The 20,699-nt window shown below is 65.9% G+C and carries 12 protein-coding genes; 4 read left to right on the forward strand and 8 right to left on the reverse strand.

Going from position 1 to position 20,699, the window contains the following annotated elements:
- Nucleotide 1: 1 nt before the first annotated feature.
- From ACYQ3G_RS01685 to ACYQ3G_RS01710, 6 genes are all read right to left on the reverse strand, one after another.
- A complete protein-coding gene (locus ACYQ3G_RS01685; RefSeq protein WP_459821787.1) occupies nt 2–2,317 on the reverse strand; it encodes a GspE/PulE family protein in 2,316 nt (771 codons plus the stop codon).
- A 101-nt stretch (nt 2,318–2,418) separates the two neighbouring features.
- Entirely contained in the window at nt 2,419–2,937 is a 519-nt protein-coding gene (locus tag ACYQ3G_RS01690) for a response regulator (RefSeq protein ID WP_051307206.1), read from the reverse strand.
- Entirely contained in the window at nt 2,934–6,725 is a 3,792-nt protein-coding gene (locus tag ACYQ3G_RS01695; RefSeq protein ID WP_459821790.1) for an ATP-binding protein, read from the reverse strand. Before ACYQ3G_RS01695 ends, ACYQ3G_RS01690 begins: the two co-directional genes overlap by 4 nt.
- 68 nt (nt 6,726–6,793) lie before the next feature.
- The gene (locus ACYQ3G_RS01700) at nt 6,794–7,222 is read right to left on the reverse strand and encodes a response regulator (protein WP_459821792.1); all 429 of its coding nucleotides are present in this window, start codon (nt 7,220–7,222) and stop codon (nt 6,794–6,796) included.
- Nucleotides 7,210–8,970, reverse strand: a complete 1,761-nt coding sequence (locus ACYQ3G_RS01705; RefSeq protein WP_459821794.1) for a phosphate ABC transporter substrate-binding/OmpA family protein — start codon at nt 8,968–8,970, stop codon at nt 7,210–7,212. The genes ACYQ3G_RS01700 and ACYQ3G_RS01705 overlap by 13 nt, the downstream gene beginning before the upstream one ends.
- Nucleotides 8,971–9,012: 42 nt before the next feature.
- A complete protein-coding gene (locus ACYQ3G_RS01710; RefSeq protein WP_459821796.1) occupies nt 9,013–9,330 on the reverse strand; it encodes a PilZ domain-containing protein in 318 nt (105 codons plus the stop codon).
- Nucleotides 9,331–10,051: 721 nt separating this feature from the next.
- On the opposite strand from ACYQ3G_RS01710, the gene rlmN reads away from it, so the two are divergent.
- Genes rlmN through ACYQ3G_RS01730 form a run of 4 tightly spaced genes read left to right on the forward strand, consistent with a single transcriptional unit; the run spans nt 10,052 to nt 18,311 of the window.
- Nucleotides 10,052–10,957 carry a 23S rRNA (adenine(2503)-C(2))-methyltransferase RlmN gene (gene rlmN, locus ACYQ3G_RS01715; RefSeq protein WP_459821798.1) on the forward strand — a complete coding sequence of 302 codons (906 nt, stop codon included), beginning with the start codon at nt 10,052–10,054 and terminating at the stop codon, nt 10,955–10,957.
- The gene (locus ACYQ3G_RS01720; RefSeq protein ID WP_459821800.1) at nt 10,954–12,318 is read left to right on the forward strand and encodes a deoxyribodipyrimidine photo-lyase; all 1,365 of its coding nucleotides are present in this window, start codon (nt 10,954–10,956) and stop codon (nt 12,316–12,318) included. Before rlmN ends, ACYQ3G_RS01720 begins: the two co-directional genes overlap by 4 nt.
- A gap of 9 nt (nt 12,319–12,327) precedes the next feature.
- Nucleotides 12,328–14,103: an autotransporter assembly complex protein TamA gene (locus tag ACYQ3G_RS01725; protein WP_459821802.1), complete on the forward strand. Its 1,776-nt coding sequence runs from the start codon at nt 12,328–12,330 to the stop codon at nt 14,101–14,103.
- Nucleotides 14,103–18,311 carry a translocation/assembly module TamB domain-containing protein gene (locus tag ACYQ3G_RS01730; RefSeq protein ID WP_459821804.1) on the forward strand — a complete coding sequence of 1,403 codons (4,209 nt, stop codon included), beginning with the start codon at nt 14,103–14,105 and terminating at the stop codon, nt 18,309–18,311. The genes ACYQ3G_RS01725 and ACYQ3G_RS01730 overlap by 1 nt, the downstream gene beginning before the upstream one ends.
- A 21-nt stretch (nt 18,312–18,332) precedes the next feature.
- Here the strand turns inward: ACYQ3G_RS01730 and ACYQ3G_RS01735 are convergent, their stop codons facing one another.
- Both ACYQ3G_RS01735 and ACYQ3G_RS01740 read right to left on the reverse strand, forming a co-directional pair.
- Complete coding sequence (locus ACYQ3G_RS01735) at nt 18,333–18,584, reverse strand: hypothetical protein (protein WP_028578170.1); 252 nt, start codon at nt 18,582–18,584, stop codon at nt 18,333–18,335.
- A gap of 2 nt (nt 18,585–18,586) precedes the next feature.
- Nucleotides 18,587–20,695: an ATPase, T2SS/T4P/T4SS family gene (locus tag ACYQ3G_RS01740; protein ID WP_459821806.1), complete on the reverse strand. Its 2,109-nt coding sequence runs from the start codon at nt 20,693–20,695 to the stop codon at nt 18,587–18,589.
- Between the last annotated feature and the right edge of the window lie 4 nt (nt 20,696–20,699).

The following is a 20,699-nucleotide window of genomic DNA, read 5'->3' on the forward strand; positions in this document are numbered from 1 at the left end:
GCTACTCCGCCAGGGTAACTTTCTGCAGTTGGAGGATGTCGATGTCCCCCTTGAATATCTTGGCGATGCCATCCTGATACAAGGTCCGCATGCCTTGTTCAATGGCCATTTCGGCGATCTCGTCGGCCGTCATGCGGCGAGAGATGGCCTTGCGTATTTCCGGCGTGGCCACGAGCAGTTCGTGAATGCCCGTCCGGCCGCGGTATCCCGTCATGGAGCAGCGCCCGCACCCCTTGGCCCGGTACGTCCTGGCCGTGGCACGGTCCAGGCCGAGTTCCGGGAAATACTTTTCGCCGTACTGCTGGACCAGAAATGTCCATTCCTCGTCCGTGGGCGCATGTTCCTCCCTGCATTGCGGGCAGAGGGTCTTGACCAGACGCTGGGCCAGGATGCCGTGCAGCGCCTCGGAGAAGTTGAGGGATTCGATGCCCATCTCCAGAAGGCGCGTCACGGTCTCGGCCGCGGAGTTGGTGTGCAGAGTGGAAAAGACCATGTGGCCCGTCAGGGAGGCCTCCACGCCGATCTGCGCGGTCTGCAGGTCGCGCATTTCGCCGACCAGAATGACGTCCGGGTCGGCGCGCAGGAAGGAGCGCATGATGCGGGGGAAGTCGAGGCCGATGGCCGGGTCCACCTGCACCTGCTGCAGGCCCGGCTGGGTGATTTCAACCGGGTCCTCGACGGTCCAGATCTTCCTGTCCGGCGTGTTGATGCGCGCCAGGATGGAGTGCAGGGTCGTGGTCTTGCCCGATCCCGTGGGGCCGACCACCAGAAAGATGCCGTGGGGCTTGACTACGAGCCGTTCGATGTGCGCCCGGTTGGCGTCGCTCAGGTTGAGCTTGTCGAAGGGCATGGACCGGCCCGAGGAGAGCATGCGAAGGACCGCACTCTCGCCGTAGACCGTGGGCAGGGTGGCGATGCGCAGCTCCAGTTCGCGGCCCTTGAAGCGGACCTTGGCCTTGCCGTCCTGGGGCAGACGGCGCTCGGAGATGTTCAGGTTGGAGATGATCTTGATGCGCGAGATGACGGGCTTGATGATGCTCTCGGGAATGGACAGGACGCGCTCGCAGGAGCCGTCGATGCGCATGCGCACCATGCCGGGGCGGCCGGGCTTGGCCGGCTCGATGTGGATGTCCGACGCGCCGGCCTTGTGGGCGTGCATGATGACCTTGTTCACGAAGCGCACGGCCAGTTGGCGGCTCTCCTGGGAGATGTCCTCCTCCTCGACCTGCGAGACCTCGAGCCCTTCCTCGGCGATCTCCTCCAGATCGGCGAAGGTGTCGGCCAGATCCTCGCCGAAGTCGTCGTCCACGGACAGCTCACCCTCGTCCTCGTCCATCTCCTCCGGCAGCTTCGCCTCGAACTTGGTCTTGGCGGCTCCGCCGTTCTTCGGGAGCTGGCTGCGGTCGCCCAGGAAGGCCAGGATCTCCTCGGGCAGGCCGACCTTGAACTCGAATTCGTGGACATTCATGGTCCGGCGAATCTCCTCGATCATCTCGGAGTCGTGGGGGTTGTGCACCAGGACCACGGCCCTGTCGCCACGGACCTGCAGCGGCACCCAGAGGTTGTTGAGCAGATACTGCCGGTTCATGCCCTTGAGGACCTGGTCGGAAACGGGATTGTCCTGAAAGCGCACGAAGGGCGTCTGGTAGTAGAGCTCCAGGGAGGCTCCGATGTCCTCGGCCCTGACCCCGTAATCGTACTGCAGCAGACGCGACGCCGAGACCCCGCGCTTGGACGACCTGGACAGCACGTCGTCGAGCTGCTGCCGGGTCACCAGTCCGCGCATGACGAGGTTTTCGTAGGGCCCCTTGGGGAGCTTGCGCTCCTCGTACATCTTCTGGCCCATGATGCTGACGATGAGCCGGCAGAAGGCCTCGTCCTCCCGTGAAAACGCGCCGCCCTTCTTGTTGAGGAGCTGCAGGACGCCCAACAGGGAGTCTTCGTACTGGATGGGCATGGAGATGAGGTTCTCCGTGTCGAACCCGACCAGCTTGTCGTACTCCCGGTCAAAGCGCAGGCTGGGGTGCACGGCCTCGAGGTCGGCGGGCTCGATGCCCTTCAGGATGAGGGGCAGCAGGGACATGGCCGTGTACCCGGCCACGCTGGATGCCGAAATCTGCAGCCGGACCTCCGCCGGCCGACCGTCCTTCAGGACCACGGAGTAGAGCTCGGAGTTCTTCTCGTCGCAGCGGTAGAGACGGATCTGGTCGACCTGGAAAAGGGCCTTGAGGTCGGGCAGGCACTTGTTCCAGGCCATCTCGAAGGCCTGGGCTTCCTGAAAGATGTTCTTGATGGCTATGAGCTGGGTCTTGGGCATCCTGAATCCTCGCGTTCGAGACGTCGAAATACCTTAAAAAACGAGAAACGGGACCGGGTAAGAACGCTCCGGCCCCGTGAACGACACATCCCCGCGCACGATCAGACCAGATACGTCGGGGCCGAACCGGCGCCGTTGTGTTCGCGCATGGCCCTGATCTTCATGATCAGTTCGTCGCGCTGCTGCTTGAAGATGTAGCGATCGGAATGGCAGCGGATGCGGGCGATGAGCTCGGGCTTGTCCGGCAGCTTGATCATGTAGTCATTGGCGCCCAGGGCCAGGGCCTTCTTCTTCAGCTCGGGCTCCTCGCGGGCCGAGAGCACGATGAGCGGGACATCGTTGAAATCCTCGCTGCTCTTGAAGAACTTGACCATGGTCAGCCCGTTCACGCCGGGCATGACGAGGTCGAGCATGATGACCGTCGGCTGGGCCGAGATGGCCGTCTCCAAGGCCTTGTCGGGCTCCTTGCAGTAATGGAAGGTGATGTCCGTCTCGCCGGACAGCTTGATGCGCATGGCCTCGCCGATGAGGAACTCGTCATCGATGAGCAGAACCGAAATGGGTATGGGCGTCACGTATTGCGACGCAATGGCGTCAATGTCCTGATTGTACATACTCATGCTTTGCGCTCCACTATCTGCACTTTTTCCATGTATCCTGCCATTTCGTCGAGCAGCAGCTCGATTTCCTCCGGGTTCTTCTGCATCCCTGCCGTCTCTATTCTGTACCCCAGATGGCTGAGATAATCAAAGCCGTAGGTACTCCCCAGCCCCTTCTGGCTGTGCCCGTGCCGGCAGATGAGATCGAAGTTGCCCTTGGTCACCGCCTCGCGCATTTCCTTGATGTTCGTACGCATCGTGTCCATGAACAAGGGGACCAGCTCGTACAGTTCCTCGTCGACCTCCACCGAGTAATCCTGCTCCTCCACGACCGGCTCGATCACCGGTTCGATCTGCACCCCGCCGGACACCGGTTCCGGCGCCTCCTCCTCGACCAGTTCGTCCTTGATGTCGTAGAGGATGTCGACGCGCTCCAGATAGTTGCCCAGGGCGGACAGCAGGGCCGTCAGCTCTTCGGCGTCCCGTGCGTCGGAAGCCGTCTGGATGCGCTGCCCGATGATGCTGATGTAGTCGAAGCCGTAGGTGCTGCCGAAGCCCTTGTGGCTGTGCCCGAAGCGGCGCAGGGTCGGGAAATCCTTCTGGACCAGGGCCTTGTTCATGAGTTCGAGGTCCTTCTGCATGGCGTCCATGAGGAAGGGGATGAGCTCGGACATCTCCGGCGCCACGTGGACCTGATAACGGCCCGAAACGGGTTCCGGCAGGACGTCCGTCGCGGCCATCTCCTCGGGCTCCTCGGCGGTCTGGATCTTCGGCGCCTCGCCCGTGTTCATGAACACGGCCAGGTGGTTGACCGCCTCGATGACTACCTCCAGCTGCCGGCCCTTGGCCGCGCTTTCGATGATCTTGCCCGCCTGGCTGATCTCATCCACCGCGTAGGTGCTGCCAAGCCCCTTGAGGCTGTGGCCGCTGCGCTGCATGGTCACGAAGTCCTTGGTGGTGATGGCGTCGGCCAGCTGCGACTGGAAGTCGCGCACCGTGCGCAGGAACAGCGGCCGCAGGTCCTCGAGCTCCGGATCGATCTGGACCGGGGAGTCCTTCTCCTCGTACACGTGGGCCGCCAGAGGCTTGACCGGTTCCCGGGTCTCGGGGACCAGGGACTCGAGCTGGCCGGCGAAGCGGTCGACAACTTCGAGCAGAGCCTGCTTCTTGATGGGCTTGGCCAGGAATTCGGTGCAGCCGGCGTCCATGGTCTTCTGGCGGTGCTCCTGGAAGGCGTGTGCCGTCAGGGCGATGATGGGGGTCTTGTACTCCCGCTTCTCGGCCTCCCACATGCGGATGCGCCGGGTGGCCTCCAGGCCGTCCATGACCGGCATCTCCATGTCCATGAGCACGAGGTCGAAAGGTTCCTCCATGAACTTCTCGACGGCGATGCGGCCGTTTTCGGCCTGCACCAGCGTCACGCTCAGGGACTTCAGGAACAGCTCCACCACGCGCCTGTTGGCCTCGACGTCGTCGACCAGCAGGATCTTCCAGCTTCTGTCCTGGAGCCCGGTCAGACGTTTGCGTTGGGCCTCGGAAATGGCCTCGAAGAGCCTGTCGTGCAGCGTGGCCGGACAGTCCTTGCGCAGGATGGTTGACAGGCCGGGCATGTCCGACGTCCCGGGGAGCTTGGCCAGCTCCGCCTCGGAATCGGCCACCAGGACCACGCTGGTGAGCTGCATGCCCTGCCCCATGAGGAGTTGGACGATGTCGAAGCCCTGCTCGTGGTCCACCACGGAATCGACGAGGATGGCCTGGAAGGCCCGGTCGCCCTTGTTGGCGCTCAAGGCGTCGACGGCCAGGGCTGCGGACTTGCGGGACGTGGGCACGATGCCCCAGCTGCGCACCAGGCTCGAAATGCTCTCGTGCCCCTCGGGCATGTCCTCGATGACCAGCAGGCGGGTGTCGACCGGGATCTTCAGCTTGAATTCGGCAGGCTGCATCTGGAAATCGGGCTTCAGCGGCAGCTTGAAGAAGAAGGACGTCCCCTTGCCCACTTCGCTCTCGACCCAGATCTTGCCGCCCATGAGTTCCACGAGCTTCTTGGAGATGGCCAGCCCCAGGCCCGTGCCGCCGAACTCGCGGGTCGTGGAGGAGTCGGCCTGGGCGAAGCTCTCGAAGATGGCGTCCACCTTGGAGGCGGGAATGCCGATGCCGGTGTCCCGGATCTCGAAGAGGCAGCACGGCGCCCCGTCGTCCATGACGGACTCGCCGACGGCCAGGGTCACGCCGCCCCTGCTCGTGAACTTGATGGCGTTGCCGAGCAGGTTGATGATGATCTGCCGGATGCGGGTCGGGTCGCCCATGTAGCGGTTGGCCAGGCCCGGCGAGACCCTGCGGGTCAGGGCCAGGGACTTCTCCTCGGCGCGGTAGGCGAAGAGCTTGCCCACGTCCTCGACCAGCTCCGGCAGGTTGAAGGAGATCGTCTCGAGCTTGATCTGGCCGACCTCGATCTTGGAGAAGTCGAGAATGTCGTTGATGATCCCGAGCAGCAGTTCGCCCGCCGAGCTGAAGGTCTTGACGTACTCGCGCTGCTCGTCGTTGAGGCTCGTCTCCTGCAGCATTTCGGCCATGCCCAGGATGGCGTTCATGGGCGTGCGGATCTCGTGGCTCATCCTGGCCAGGAACTCGCTCTTGGAGCGCGTGGCGTTGTCGGCCTCCTCCTTGGCCTGGCGCAGGTCCTCGGCGTGCTGGCGCAGCAGCTCGCTGGCCTTCTTGCGGTCGGAGATGTCCTCGATGACCAGGATCACGCCGCGGGACAGGTCCTTGGGGTCGATGGCCTTGGCCGAGACCTGGCTCCAAAACACGGCGCCGTTCTTGCGCCGGAACTGGTACTCCATCTGGGCGATCTCGCGTTCCGCCAGACGCCCGTAGAACCTGTTCACGAAATCCTCGTGGTTCCGGGACGAGATGTGGAAGCGCTCCGGGCCGACCAGCGGCATTTCCTCGATGGAGTAGCCGAAGATGGCGGCGAAGCGGCTGTTGGCCCGGATGACCTTGTGGTCCGAGGAGAAGACCGCGATGCCCACCAGGGAGTTGTCGAAGATGGCCTGCAGCTCGTGGTAGGCGTTGTTCAGGTCCTGGGTCCGCTCGTCGACCTTCTTCTCCAGGTCCTCGTAGACCTCCTTGAGGTTGCGGCTCATGATGTTGAAGCCCTCGGCCAGGACGCCGATCTCGTCCTGGCGCTGGTCCAGGTCCGTGGTCACGAACTGCCCCCGGGCGAGGCTCTTGGTCAGGGAGGAGAGGTTGACGACGGGACTGATGAGAACCCGGTTCAGGAAAACGTAGATGAAGATGGCGATGACGCTCAGCACCGCGGCGAAGGCTGCCACGAGCTGCAGGGCGGTGCGCTGGACCTCCTTGCGGGCCTTGTCGATGAACATGCCGAGCTTGACCTGGCCGATGCGCTTGCCGTCCGAGAGGACGTCGCGCGTGACCATGATGACGTCCTTGGGCGTGTAGGCGCTGATGAGGTCGTCACGGGTCAGCCCTGTCCTGACCTGCCCCGTCAGGAACGATTTACCCACCACGTCGACGATCTGGCAGTAGGCGACCCGCGGTGAATATTCCGCCTTGGCGGCCAGCTCCTCCAGCAGGAAGACGCTCTGACGCTGGATGGCCGTCACGCTCGCCGAGGCGACCATCTCGGCCTGCTCCTCGCCCTGCCTGCGGATGTCGCTGACCAGAAAGTCCAGCTGGGTGACGTAGATGAAATATCCCAGCCCGAAGAAGCATGCAGCCAGGATGAACTGCACGCCGAGGTGGATCTTGAACTGGAGCAGATTGAAGAGAGACGTCTTTTTTTCCATATGCGACTCGCGCGGTCTGCCGCATGCGGCAGGGGCAAAGGTTCATGTGGTCGTATGGGGCGCGCCCGTCACGGCGCGGTCAGCACGGAGGAGACGGCGACGAGGAGTTCCTCGCGCCTGATGGGCTTGCTCAGGCACTGCTTGGCGCCCATGAGCCTGGCCCACTTCAGGTAATCCGTCGCACCGCCGCGTCCTCCGGCGGACATGGCGATGATGCGTATGGCGCCGTCTTCCTTGCGCAGCTCCCGGATGATCTGGATGCCTTCCTTGTCCGGCATGATGAGGTCCGTGATGACCAGGTCGAATTTCCCGCTGCGGTACTTCTGCAGCCCTTCCTCGCCGTTGTAGGCCTGGACCACCTCGTACCCGGCGGAGACGAGAATCCTGGCCAGGGCCAGACACATGAGCTTGTCGTCGTCGATGACGAGGATTCGCTGCACGGCGGCCTTCGGGGCGGGCTCGCCGGTTTCGGGGGGGGTGTTCGCTATTTCAGCCATATCTCGACACGGCGGTTTCTTTCCCGGCCGATGCGGGATTCATTGGGTTCCACTGCTTCCTCCTCGCCTGCGGCCAGCACGGTGATGTTGCGCAGCCCCCTGGCCCGGAGCTTGTCGGCGACCGCCTCGGCGCGCTTGACGGCCACGGCCAGATTGGAGGCGTACTCGCCGACGGAATCGGAAAATCCGACGAGGATGACGGCCTTGGCCGCATTGGCCGGTTCCTTCATCAGGGCCGCGACGCGGCCGATGTCCTGCATGGCCTGGGCGTCAGGCTCCAGGCTCGAGGACTGGAAGCGGAACACGATGGGCAGCCGCTCGGCGCCGTACACCCCGTCCAGATATTCCTGCAGGACGGCCTTGCGGGCCTCGTCGGGCACGACTTCCCCGTCGAGCTGCACCAGCCTCGGCAGGGGCCCGGTGATGGCCGGGGCCTTGAGGACCGACGGCGCTCCGGGGCGGAAGATCGACGGAAGGTTCGACGCGGCCTGCTGCGCCCCTGAAACGTGCGTTTCGGCCGCAGCGGAGCCCGCAAGCTCGCCAAGGGTCACGAAGCCGAATTTCCCGACGAGTCCCTGTCCGGCGCCGGACAGGCACAGTTTGACGAACTCCTGGGCGTAGACGTTCTTCGAATCGCCCCGGACATAGAGATACATGCTCCGGCTGGCCGGGTAGGTCAGGGCGCGAATGCTTTCGGGGCCGGGAAGAACGGCCTCGGAATCGGCGTTGGCCTTGAGGGGCATCTCGCGGCACGGGCCGGCCAGGGTGATGCTGCAGAAGCCGATGCCCCAGAGATCGCGGGCCACGAACTCGGGCAGCTGGGACTGCACATCGACTTCCCGCGCATCAGGCGAAATCGGCCGCGAGCCGAGGAAGACGCTCTCGAAGAAGCCGCGCGTGGCGAAGGTATCCTTGAGGGCGAAGACGTTGATCTTCGCCGACGGCCCGCCGACCTGCTCCCAGTTGGTGATCTCGCCGGCGAAAATCTTCCCCACCTGTTCCAGAGTCAGGGCCTTGACCGGGTTGTCCCTGTGCACGACCACGGACACCGCGTCCATGCCGAGCCGGTGCTCGCTCTCGCCGGTAATGGCGTCGGCGCCCATGGACCTGGCGTCGACGGGCGAGAGCTTGTGCGCGGCCAGAGCCACGTCGCACTGCCCGTCCTTGAGGGCCATGAAGCCGAACTGCGTGCCGCGCCCCTGGATCTCGATCTTGCGGATCTCCTTGGCGGCAAAGAAAATGCCCTGCACCGAAAATTCGTCCGCCCCCGCTCCCGGGACGACCTTGACCTCGTCGGCGCCAGACTGTCTGAGATAGAGCTGCGCGAGTTCGGGCGCGAGCCTCCCCGCCAGGGTGCTCGCACCGGTGCAGGTCAGGATGGTCTGCTCCGCAAAGGGGGCCGGAATGTACACGCCCTCGACGCGCCCTCCGGCTTCGCCCTTCTTCAGCACGACGGGCGCCGGGGCTTCCCAGCCCGGAATGGCCTTGAACTCCACGAGATAGATGTTCCCGGCGTCCTGCATTTCACCCGCGGCCTGCCACTGGCTGACCACCCGCCACTGTCCGCCGGCCTGGGCCGCCTCCTGCGGAGCGATGGAGACCTGCCCGACGATGCGCCCGGATCCCAGGGACAGCAGATCGGGCCAGACGGCCAGCGCCACGGCGAAACCGACGCCGATCAGCGCCACCAGGACAAGCACCACACACCATGTTTTGCCCGCGGAACGCGCGCCCTCCACTTCAGTCATCGAAAGAGCTCCTTTCTCGCATCGCCATATGCGTGCACCCCGTCAGGGGAGAATGTATCTGCCCAGTACCGTATCGAAGCCGCTCGTGTCCCGGAAAACGGCACCAACCTTGGAGCCCCGGACGGAGGTGATCTCGATTTCCTTTTCCAGGGGAGACTGGTCCTCGTCGTCCAGCAGGAAACGTACGACCACGATATCGCCCACGCCGAGCGCACACCTCTCGGATTCGAAGCCGATCCCGGTCAGCGACAGATCGGTGACGTGCACATCCCCCAAAGGCTCAAGTGTCTCGAACGACGCGTACAGGAGCCCGTGCAGGGACGTTTCCATGCGATAGTATTTGCGAAAATTGAAAGACACCTTGAACTTGTGCGCACAACGACGGCACGTTGCGTTCACTTTCCAATGAGAGACGTCCTTGATCTTTTCGACGTTGATGGATTTTTCCAGATTGCAGGACGGACAGCGGAAGGAAACGACGAGTTTCCTGTGCACGAAAACTTCGACATCCGATGATTTGCTTTCATTCATTATGTGCTGTCTCGTGTTGAAGTGTGCAGGTCGGGAAAACGCCGGGACAGGCCGCCATCAGGCGTCGTCGCCGCTGGCCTCGCACAGTTTCCGCAGCGCCGTCACGAACGGCCGCCGGGTCCATCTCGTCGGATAGTGCCGTTGATGTCACGCACTGCCGCATGTTTCAAGGGAAAATGGGGCTCTCCCGGTACGGGTGCGCCGGAGCCCGGCGCCCGCCATGCATGATGCAGCCTTACCCGGTCCGTCGCGCTGTCGATGACCTCACCCGCGACGCTTGCGGCCATCCATCCTCCCATTGTCGTCGGATATGCGAGATATCATTATCAATCTTTATCAATAAAGCAATCCATATCATGAATTCTCTTCAACACGTCATGCAAGAGCATGCATATCTCTTGCGAGTTGATGCGTTGTCTTATGCGTAGAAAGACGAAACGGGCGCATCCGGGCATCCGGTTGACACCTCCGGACAACTGGACAAATATTGACGATGCCAAGCGCCCGCCCATTGCAGACACACCTTCCGAAGCATGATCGCGCGCCCGGGTTGTGGCCGCCCCAAAACCTGCTGCCCGTGCGCGACCGGCAGACCGGCGCCGACGGCACCCGCAAGCTGCTCCTGGAACTCGCCGACGGGCAGTCCGTCGAGACCGTCATCATGGACATGCCCAAGTCGCACACCGTCTGCCTCTCCACGCAGGTCGGCTGCCCCGTGGGCTGCACCTTCTGCCGCACGGGCGGTTCCGGCTTCGTCCGCAACCTGACAGCAGGCGAACTCCTGGCCCAGATCGCAACCGCCGCCGAGGAACTCCGCGCCGCCACGGGCCGGTTGCCCGAGCGGGCCGTGTTCATGGGCATGGGCGAACCCCTGCTCAATTTCACGGCCCTGCGCGGCTGCCTGGAAAACCTCGCGCGGGCCAGCGGGCCCCATCTTTCCTGGAGGAAGATTCTGGTGTCGACAATCGGCATCCCGGAACGCCTCGACGAACTCGGGCGACTGCGGCTGGCCCTGCCCGCCGTCTCCCTGCACGCCCCGACCCAGGATCTGCGGGACAGGCTCATGCCCGGGGCCCGGGCCTGGCCCCTGCGGGAGCTCATTCCGGCCATGCTGCGCTACCCCCTGCCCGGACGCGAGCGCATGACGGTCGAGTACATCCTCATCCGCGACGCCAACGACGCCGACCGGCACGCGCGCCAACTCCACGAACTCCTCGGGGACATGCGCGCCAAGATCAACCTCATCCCGTGCAACCCCGTACCCGGCGCCCCCCACCGGGCGCCGGACCGGGAACGAACCGAAGGCTTCGCGGCCGCCCTCAAGGCCCTGGGCCGCACCGCCTTCGTGCGGCGCAGCCACGGCCCTGACATCATGGCCGCCTGCGGCCAGCTGCGCGGACGCCACCGCGCGGGCGACGCGGGGACGGGCTGCACGCAGCAGGAGACACGAGCATGAACCCGCGACGCGCGCACGTTCTCAGGGCTGCCCCGGAAGGGAGGGGACCGGTGGTGTACTGGATGCACCGCGACTTCCGCGCGGCCGACAACTGGGGCCTGACCTGCGCCAGGCTCGAAGCCCTGCGCCTGGGCCGGCCCGTGGCCGTCGTCTTCTGCCTGGCGCCGTCCTTTGGCGCCGCCACGACCGCGCACTTCGACTTCCTTCTGCAGGGCCTGGAGGAAACCGGCGCGGCCCTGCGCCGGGAGGGCATCCCCCTCTTCGCGCTGCGCGGGGAGCCCGGCAAGGAGGCCGCCGCCTTCGCCCGCGCCCACGACGCGGCCCTCGTCGTCACGGACTTCGACCCCCTGCGAGCCAAGAGAGACTGGACCCGTGATCTGCTGGACGCGAGCACCCAGCCGGTCTGGGAAGTGGACTCCCGCAACATCGTCCCGGCACGTGTGGCCACGGACCGCCGCGAGTACATGGCCAAGACGATCCGGCCCAGAATCCGGCGGCAGCTGCACGAATTCCTGGACGACTTCCCCGCCCTGCCGCCCCACCCGCACCCGTGGCCGAGAGGCTTGAGCCCGACGGACATCGCGGGACTGCGGGCCGGCCTGAGCCCCGCCCTCATGCGCCAGGAACTGCTCGTAAAGCCGGGCGAAGCCGCAGGGCTGGCCTTGCTCGATGAGTTCCTGGAACACCGACTGCGCGGCTACCCGGATCGCAATGACCCCAACCGCGACGTCTGCTCCAACCTTTCGGCGCATCTGCACTTCGGCATGATCTCGGTCCAGCGCGTGGCGCTCGAAATCATGGCCCGCAAGCTGTCCGGCGAGCACGTGGACTCGTTTCTGGAGGAACTGATCGTCCGCCGCGAGCTTTCGGACAACTTCTGCCTCCACACCCCGGACTACGACCGTGAATCCGGCTTCCCGGCCTGGGCCCGGGAAACCCTGCACCGGCACCGCAAGGACCCGCGGCCGGCCATCTATTCCCCGGAGGAACTCGAAGGGGCCCGCACCCATGACCCCCTGTGGAACGCGGCCCAGACCCAGATGGTCCGCTGCGGCAAGATGCACGGGTACCTGCGCATGTACTGGGCCAAGAAGATCCTGGAGTGGTCGCCGTCGGCCGAGGACGCCATGCGCGCGGCCATCCTCCTCAACGACCGCTACAGCCTCGACGGCCGCGACAGCAACGGGTACACGGGCATCGCCTGGTCCATCGGCGGCGTGCACGACCGCGGCTGGACCGAACGGCCGGTTTTCGGCAAGATCAGGTACATGAATCTGGCCGGCGCACGCCGGAAATTCGACGTCGACCGTTTCGTCCGATCCTGGCTCCCCGGCCCGGACGCACCGCCAACCCGACCTTAGGAAGCCCGAATGCCAGCATCGCAGGTCCGGTTTCTCCTCGCGCTCTGCCTTGCCGTTGCGGTCTGTCTCGGCCCGCGGCCCGGCGTCGCGGCGCCCATGGAGTACACGGTGGATATCCCGCCGCTGCCCGAAGACCTCACCCCTCTGCTGGCCTCGGTCTCGGACTGCGTGGGGCTGCGGGAGAATCCGCCGGACTCCCCCGGCCTGCTGCGCAAGCGCATGCGCGGCGATGTCGAGTCCTTTGCCCGCGCCCTCGACTCCAGGGGGTATTTCCAGGCCTCCATCGAGGGCGAGCTCGACACCCAGGCACGTCCTGCGGCGGTGCGCTTCCGCATCGACCCCGGCTCCCGCTTCGTCTTCGCCAGGCCAGAACTGATCCTGCGGCCCGCAGACCCCGCTGCGGCCAGCCTCATGAGCGACACGCTCATGGGCATCCAGACCGGCTCCGGCTACTCCTCCGGTACGGTCCTCGATGTGGAGACTGCCCTTCTCGAACGCCTCAAGGAATACGGCCACCCCTCTCCGGCCCTGATTTCGCGCGATGTGGCGGCCGACCACGCCACCCGGGAAGTGCACGTCACGTACGTCGTCGATCCCGGCCGGGCCGCGACGTTCGGCGAGACCGAATTTTCCGGGTTGGAGACCATCTCCGAAGCCTTCGTCGCCCCGGAACTGGCATGGAGCGCAGGCGCCCCCTATGACCGGCGGCTGGTGGACAGGACGAGGGAAAACCTCATCCGCACGGGGCTCTTCCGCTCGGTCCGCATCGACCCGATCCATCAGCCGGGCGCAGACAGCGTGACCATGCGCGTGTCCCTGCTCGAAGCCCCGCCGCGCACCGTCCGCGCGGGCCTGTGGCACTATTCCGACCTGGGCCTCGGAGCCGGGCTGGGATGGACGCACCGCAACATCTTCGGCGCTGGCCAGGAACTGCGTCTGGACTCGTCCGTCTCGGAAAAGCTGCAGCAGGCCGGCTCGGAACTGATCCTGCCCAACATGGGCCAGCCCCGCCAGAGCCTGGGCCTGACGGCCAGGTACAAGAGCGAACAGACCGACGTCTACGACGCCACCAACCTCATCCTGTCCGCCATGGTCCGGCGCCCCCTTTCGGAACTCGAGGTCGGCTACGGCCTCGGCTACCGTCTCTCGCGCGTAGACAACGACGAAGTGCGCACCTTCAACCTCATCTCGACGCCGCTCATCGCGGAGTTCTCAAGCGCCGACAACCCGCTGGAGCCCACCACGGGGCTGACCCTGGCCGCCCGCATGGAACCGTTCGCCAGCATTGATCAGAGTGGGACGTCCTTCGTCTTCTGGGACGTCTCGGGCCGCCACTACCTGCCCCTGACCAGGGACAAGTCCCTCGTCCTGGCCACCCGCGGCCGCTACAGCCTCCTGGCCGGCGCCAGCCGCGAGAGCATTCCCGAGGACATGCTCCTCTACGCCGGCGGCGGCGGGTCCATCCGCGGGTACGCCTACCAGTACGCAGGCCAGCTCGACGAGGACGACGAGCCCTTGGGCGGGGTGAGCGCCGTGGATTTCTCCGCGGAACTGCGCTGGCGCATCAACAGGGAGTACGGGTTCGTCATCTTCGGCGACGGCGGTGGCGCGTTCTCCGGGCGCAGTCCGGCCGAGAAGGAGGCATATTTCTGGGGCACGGGCGCGGGACTGCGCTACTACACCCCCATCGGCCCCATCCGCCTGGACGTGGCGGTGCCCCTGGACCGCAGGGACGGCATCGACGACCCATTCCAACTCTACATCAGCCTGGGGCAGGCCTTCTGATGGCGGCGCTTGCACAGCCCATACGCAGGCGTCTCCTTCTCGCCCTGGCCGCCGTCGTCGTTGCGGCGACCATGTTCGCGGCCGTCACCCTGGGCACCGAGCGCGGCAGGCAGGCACTTCTGGACGCCATCGGCGGCCTGGCGGCCGGGCCGCATTTCCGTCTCGAAATGCAGGGCCTGCGCATCGGGGCACAGTGGAAACTCGAAGAACTGACCGTCAGCGACGCCGCTGGGCCATGGCTGTTCGCGGAGGACATCACCATCCGCCCGGTCCTGGGGGAGCTGTTCCTCGGCCGCGTCACCCTGAACCATCTGGGCGTGGGGACCCTCGCCCTGGAACGCCTCCCGGCCGCCGGGGAATCCTCGGGCGGCGCGGGCTTGCCGGGGCTTCGCATCCGCAGCATTGATGCCGGCACGATCCGGGTCGGACAGGCGGTGGCCGGGCACGCGGCGCTCCTCTCCCTCCACGGCGCGGTCGCGCTTGACGCGCGGGAAGCCCGGGCCAGCCTGCAGCTGACGCGGCTGGACCGCGACGGGGACGCCTTCGACCTGGAGGGGCGGGCCCATTTCGCCAGGCGCGAGATGGACGTACGCCTGGACCTGCGGGAGGCACCGGGGGGCCTGCTGCATTCCCTTTCCCATGTGAACGGGACCGAAGGCATTTCCCTGGCCGTATCCGGAAGCGGACCGTTCCGCGACTGTCCTCTGACCCTGGAGGCCCGGCTGTCCGATGTCCTGCAGCTCTCCGGCAACGCCACCCTGGACCTCGATGATGGACCGCGGGTGGCTCTGCAGGCCGGCTTCACGCCCGGACCCGCCTGGACCGGGTGGTCGGGGCTGCCGCCCGAGAAGGCCGACATCGCCGCCAGCGGCTCGTGGCGGGATCCGATCCTGCACCTGACCCGCTTCGACGTGCGCAGCCGCATCGCGAACATCGGGGGCAACGCCACCTGGGACAGCGGGTCGGGCACGCTCGACGCCCGGCTCGAAGGGCGGGCAAAGGACCTGGGCGCCGTCACGCCGCCCGCCGTCAGTCCCGGCGCGGCGTCGGCGCTGGCCGCCCTGCGTCTGGACGGCGACGGTCTGCGTGCCAGCGTGCAAGCCAGCCTTGCGGCCTGGAACGTCTCCGGCCAGGCCCTGTCCGAAGCGGCGGCGGACCTCGTCCTGGAAATGCCGACGGGGCTGAACCGCTGGCAGGGGCGGGGGGAAATGCGCGCCACGGCCCCCAGCCTGCCCGAAGGCATGCGCACGTGGAACGCCAACGCCACGCTGGGCGGCGATTTCACGACCATCTCCATCGACGAGCTTCACCTGACCTCGGAAAAAATATCCGGCGACCTCAACGGCCGGGTCGGCCGGGACATGAACATCGCGGCCAGGATCGACATGCGGGACATCCCCCTGGGCATCGGGACATCCGGCCTTTCTGGGTCCTTCGTTTCGGCCCTCAAGGGCGCTGTGGCGCCCGACGCACGAAGCCTGTCGGGGGAGTTGGCCGTGAACGCAACCGGCATCGCGGGGCTTCCCCGGGACATCGAAGAGCTGCTGGGCCGCGACGGCCGCCTCCAGGCCGTCTTCGAAGCCGGAGCCGAGCGCGTCCTGATCCGTGAAGCCACGCTGCGCGCACGCACCCAGGTCACCATGAGCGGAGAACTCGACCCGGCCTCGTCGCGCTTCCGGACCGAGTTTGACGCCACCCTGCCCACCCTGCGCCGGGATGGCCGGAGCCTGCCGAACGGCGCATCCGTGCGCGGGACGGCCGAAGGCGCGCCGGCCTCTTTCGCCCTTAAGCTGACGGCGCAAAGCGGCGCATTCGCGGCCTCGGGGCTTGAACTGAACGGACTGCGGGCCAGCGCGACATTGCAGAATCTCCCGAAGCTCCCGGCCGTGAGCCTCACGGCCGCAGCGCAAGCGGCTGGCCAGCCCGCAAGCCTGCACATCGAGGCCACGCCGGCCGGCCGGGACGTGCGCGTCTCCCATTTCCTGCTTGAAGCGCCGGGCACGAAAATCCAGGCCACAGGCGACCTCGACCCGGCCACCCTGCTTTTTGCCGGAACCGTGGACGTTTCAAGCGAGGACCTTGGCGTCCCGGGGCTGATCCTGGGCCAGGACCTGCGGGGGACACTCGCCGCCCATGCCGAACTGACCAGAGGCAAGGGAGCACAGCATGTCCGGGTCGAGGGCCGCGGCCGTGGCATCGGCCTCATGGGCCTGGACATCGGCCGGGCGTCGGTCGACGGATCCACGGTCTGGCCTGACCCGCTGCGCGGGACGGACATGCGGGTCTCCCTCGACGCGGTGGACACGGGCTCGCTCAGGGCGGACCGGATCACCGCATCGGTGCGAGGCGCAGATCGGGGGCTGGCCTTCGACCTGGGTCTGAGCCGCGCCTCGGCCCACACCGACATCGAGGCCAAAGGGTTCCTTTCGCCGTCCCCGGCTCGGCTGCGGATCGACAGCCTGCAGGGCACCCTTCTGCGCGAACGGGTGCGTCTCGAATCCCCGCTCGACGTGACCTGGGACGCCGGCCGAACCGAGTGGCGGGAGGCGGTCCTGAGTTTCGGCCGCGCCAGGCTGACCAGCCGGGGAGCCGTCGCACCGGACAGCACCGACATTTCGGCCGAGCTGCGGGACCTTGACCCGGCCATGCTCCGCTCCGCCTTTCCGGGCATGCCCGGGGCCCTCGTCAACGCACGGCTGCATGTCCAGGGTTCTCCGCTGAATCCCGATGCGGTGCTGGACATGGAGGCCCGGGAAATCCGCGTCAGAGGCGGCGGAATCGGCAACCTGCAGGACCTCGGCGCAACAGCGCAGGCACGCCTCGGACGCGACAGGGTGGAAGCGCGGGCCTCCATCGCTTCGGCCAGCGGAATCGCCCTGGACGCGGAACTGGCCTGCCCCGTCCGGGCCGAACTGACATCCGTCGACGTGAGCCCCGACGCCCCTCTCTCGGGCCGGATCGGCGGATACGCCGAACTCGGCATCCTGCCCACCCTCCTGCGCCTGGACGACCAGGCCGTGGCGGGCAAATGCGAACTCGACCTGCGGGTCGGCGGGACATGGTCGAACCCAGCCCTGACCGGCACGGCCAAGGTCCGCGGCGGCCGCTACGAAAACTTCCGCAGCGGCACGGCCGTGGAGTCCGCCGACGTGGACGCCCTGGCCACGGGAACTGCCATCGAGCTGAACGCCACGGCCACCGACGGCGGGACGGGCAGGGCCGCCGGACGCGGCACGGTGGACCTGGGCGCCCTGACCTATGCCTTCGACGTGAATCTCAAGGCCTTCCGCCTGCTGCGGCTGGATCTGATCCAGGGCACGGCCGCAGGCCCCTTCCGCTTCAGCGGCGACCTGGACGCGGCCGACCTCACAGGCAACCTGACCCTGGACCCCGCCACCATCGCCCTGCCCAGGTCCACGGCCAAGGAAGCGCCGCACATCGACATCCGCGAGATCAATGCCAACGCCACGGGGAACCATACACCCGTTGTCGAGCCACGCTTCCTGATCGGGATGGACCTGAACGTGGACATTCCCGCCAGGCTCACGGTCAAGGGACGCGGCCTGGATTCGGAATGGGGCGGCCGGCTGCACATCGGCGGAAACCACGCCCGTCCCGCCTTGAGCGGGGAGATGAACCTCCTGCGCGGCACCTTCGACTTCCTCGACCGCACCTTCGACCTGACCAAGGGCTCCCTGCTCATGGCAGGGGAGAGCCCGCCCAACCCCTTCCTGGACATGCTCGGCGAAACCCGCGTCCTGGATACGGTCGTGCAGGTCCATCTGAACGGACCGGCCAGGAATTTCCGCCTGAACCTGACCTCTATCCCCGCCCTGCCCCAGGACGAACTCCTGGCCATGATCCTTTTCGGCCGCTCCATGCGCGAGATCTCGCCCCTGCAGGCCGTGGCCCTGGCCCAGGCGGCGGCCGAGATGACGGGTGTCGGCACCGGCCTGGACGTGCTCGGGGCCGTCAAGTCCCGTCTGGGGCTGCAGGAGGTCGATGTGCGCAAGGACGAGGAGGACGAAACATCCGTAGGGGTCGGCGGGTACGTCGGCGGGAAATACTACATCCGGACGCAGCGCAGCGTGTCCGGCCAGGACCGGACCAAGGTCGAGGTACAGCTGACGCCGAAGATCAGCGTCGAGACCGAGGTCGGGACGGACTCCCGGCAGGGCGCCGGAATCAACTGGAAGCACGATTACTGAGAAAAGCCGGGGAAGAGGGAACTACAGGTCGTTCTCGGCCTCGGAAGACGCGGGCACGGCCCTGGCGGCCGTGGCGAAGATCTCCTGCAGCGCCTTGCCCCTGTCCTGGGCCAGCTGCTTCCATTTCTTCTTTTCCTTCTTCACGGCTTCGATGGTCTGCAGCAGGTCCTGAATGGTGTGGGCCGGGTATCCGTATTTGCCGTGCTTGCCCTTGCGCAGCTCTTCGTCGTTGCGCTCCTTGAGAGCCCGAAGCTGGCTGGAGGAAAGAATCATGGCTACCCGCTCACGGCCCGGACCTGGTCCATGTCCGTGTGGCCGTCCAGGACCTTGAGCATACCGTCCTGCTTGAGGCTGAGCATCCCCTCGACCACGGCCTGGGCACGGATCTCCTCGGTGGGCTTGCGATGCTTGATCTGCTGCTTGATGCCCGAGGAATTGGCCATGAGTTCATGGATGCCGAGCCGGCCCTTGTAGCCGCCGACGCACTGGGCGCAGCCGACCTTCTGGTAGAGGGTCCGCGAGCCTTCCAGAAACTCTTTGGCATGGATCTCCCAGCCTGGGCCGAATTCCAAGGCCATCTCGTCGAGCTCCTGCTGCGGCGGCGTATAGGGTTTCTTGCAGTTGGGGCACAGGGTCTTGACCAGACGCTGGGCCAGAACGCACAGCAGCGAGTCGGCGAAGTTGAACGGATCGAGGTCCATGTCGAGAAGGCGCGTCACGGTCTCGGGGGCGGAGTTGGTGTGCAGGGTCGAAAACACGAGGTGACCCGTGAGGGACGACTCAACGCCGATGTGCGCCGTCTCCTTGTCGCGCATCTCGCCGATCATGATCACGTCGGGGTCGGCGCGCAGGAAGGAGCGCAGGGCCGAGGCGAAGGTCAGGCCGATCTTGGGGTTGACCTGCACCTGCCGCAGGCCCTCCTGGGTGATTTCCACCGGGTCCTCGGCCGTCCAGATCTTGCGCTCGGGCGTGTTGATGTAGCTCACGGCCGAGTGCAGGGTCGTGGTCTTGCCGGAGCCCGTGGGGCCGACCACGAGGATCAGCCCGTAGGGCTTGTAGATGAGCTTCTCGAAGGCGGACTTGTTCCGGGGCAGCAGGCCCAGCTTGTCCAGGGGCAGGGGCTTGCCCGAGGCCAGGACGCGCAGGACCACGTCCTCCATGCCCTCCAGGGTGGGGATGGTGGCCATGCGGTATTCGACGACCTTGTTGCGATCCGGGAGCTTGATCTTGATCTTGCCGTCCTGGGGCAGGCGACGCTCGGCGATGTCCAGGCTGGCCATGATCTTCAGGCGCGAAACGATGGGCCGGGCCAGGGGCAGGCGCACCTTGCGGAACTCGTAGCACGTGCCGTCGAGACGAAAGCGGAACATGCAGAATTTCGAGTACGGGTTGGGCTCGATGTGGATGTCCGAGACGTTCTTACGCCAGGCCTCGACCAGCAGGGCGTTGACCATGCGCACGACCTCGCTGTCCGTGTCGCTCAGTTCCGCCTCGCCCTCATCGACGGCAGACACCACGTCGCCGGCTTCGACGTCCTCGTCGAAGGCCGCGGCCAGGTCCTCGCCGGCCCCGAACTGCTTGTAGAAATGCTCGATGTACTGCTCGATGTCCGCAGCCAGGGTGACCTTGGCCTGCACGTTCGACGTGCCGTAGATGAAGCGGATCTCGTCCAAACGCCCCAGATCGAAGGGGTTGGTCATGAGCACCGTGATGGTGTTGCCTTCCTGGGAAAACGGAATCCAGCCGTAACGCTTGAGAAAATCGGGGTCCAGCCGGCGCTTCTCGAACAGTTCGAAGGGCGGCTCCTTGGACGCGGAGAACGGCACGAACTCCGTGCCGTAGAAGCGGGCCAGGCTCTCGCCCAGGTCCTTCTTGGCGATCTTGTATTCCTTGAGCAGGACGCCGTCAGGGTCCTTGCTGTCGGCGGAAAGAACCTTGGAGAGCTGCTCGGCGGTGATGACGCCCTTGTCGAGCAGGAAGGAATAGCGGCTGCTGCTCGACGCCACGGGCCGCGGCGTGAGGGCCTTGATGCGTTGCTCAATGCCCGGGAAGTCGGGATCGAGGATGCGGACCTTCTCGAAGATGCGGCGCGCCTCAGCGACGTCTTCCTGATGCTGGTAGATGAGGCCGGCGCGGAAGTAGAGCTTGGCAGCGACCTTGGGCGGGTATTGGTTCTCCCCCAGCACCTTGAGGGTGACCTCGGCCTGCTCCTGGACCTTGCCAAGCTTGTTCAGGCTGTCGAGCATGAGCCTGACCAAGTCGTAGGTCCGCAAGCCCTGGGCATAGCCGCTGCGGCAGATGTTCAGCACACCCGCGTAGTCGTCCTTGGCAAAGAGGCCCCAGGCCTTGGACAGGAGTTGTTCCTCTGTCAAAGGGGTTGACATGCGT

It is taken from the genome of Desulfomicrobium salsuginis, assembly GCF_054657795.1.

What these genes read in the sequence shown, in the direction of transcription:
- ACYQ3G_RS01730 (WP_459821804.1), top strand. Translation starts at nt 14,103, where the DNA reads ATGGCGGCGCTTGCACAGCCCATACGCAGGCGTCTCCTTCTCGCCCTG.
- ACYQ3G_RS01685 (WP_459821787.1), bottom strand. Translation starts at nt 2,317, where the DNA reads ATGCCCAAGACCCAGCTCATAGCCATCAAGAACATCTTTCAGGAAGCC.
- ACYQ3G_RS01735 (WP_028578170.1), bottom strand. Translation starts at nt 18,584, where the DNA reads ATGATTCTTTCCTCCAGCCAGCTTCGGGCTCTCAAGGAGCGCAACGAC.
- ACYQ3G_RS01695 (WP_459821790.1), bottom strand. Translation starts at nt 6,725, where the DNA reads ATGGAAAAAAAGACGTCTCTCTTCAATCTGCTCCAGTTCAAGATCCAC.
- ACYQ3G_RS01720 (WP_459821800.1), top strand. Translation starts at nt 10,954, where the DNA reads ATGAACCCGCGACGCGCGCACGTTCTCAGGGCTGCCCCGGAAGGGAGG.
- ACYQ3G_RS01700 (WP_459821792.1), bottom strand. Translation starts at nt 7,222, where the DNA reads ATGGCTGAAATAGCGAACACCCCCCCCGAAACCGGCGAGCCCGCCCCG.
- ACYQ3G_RS01740 (WP_459821806.1), bottom strand. Translation starts at nt 20,695, where the DNA reads ATGTCAACCCCTTTGACAGAGGAACAACTCCTGTCCAAGGCCTGGGGC.
- ACYQ3G_RS01725 (WP_459821802.1), top strand. Translation starts at nt 12,328, where the DNA reads ATGCCAGCATCGCAGGTCCGGTTTCTCCTCGCGCTCTGCCTTGCCGTT.
- ACYQ3G_RS01690 (WP_051307206.1), bottom strand. Translation starts at nt 2,937, where the DNA reads ATGAGTATGTACAATCAGGACATTGACGCCATTGCGTCGCAATACGTG.
- ACYQ3G_RS01705 (WP_459821794.1), bottom strand. Translation starts at nt 8,970, where the DNA reads ATGACTGAAGTGGAGGGCGCGCGTTCCGCGGGCAAAACATGGTGTGTG.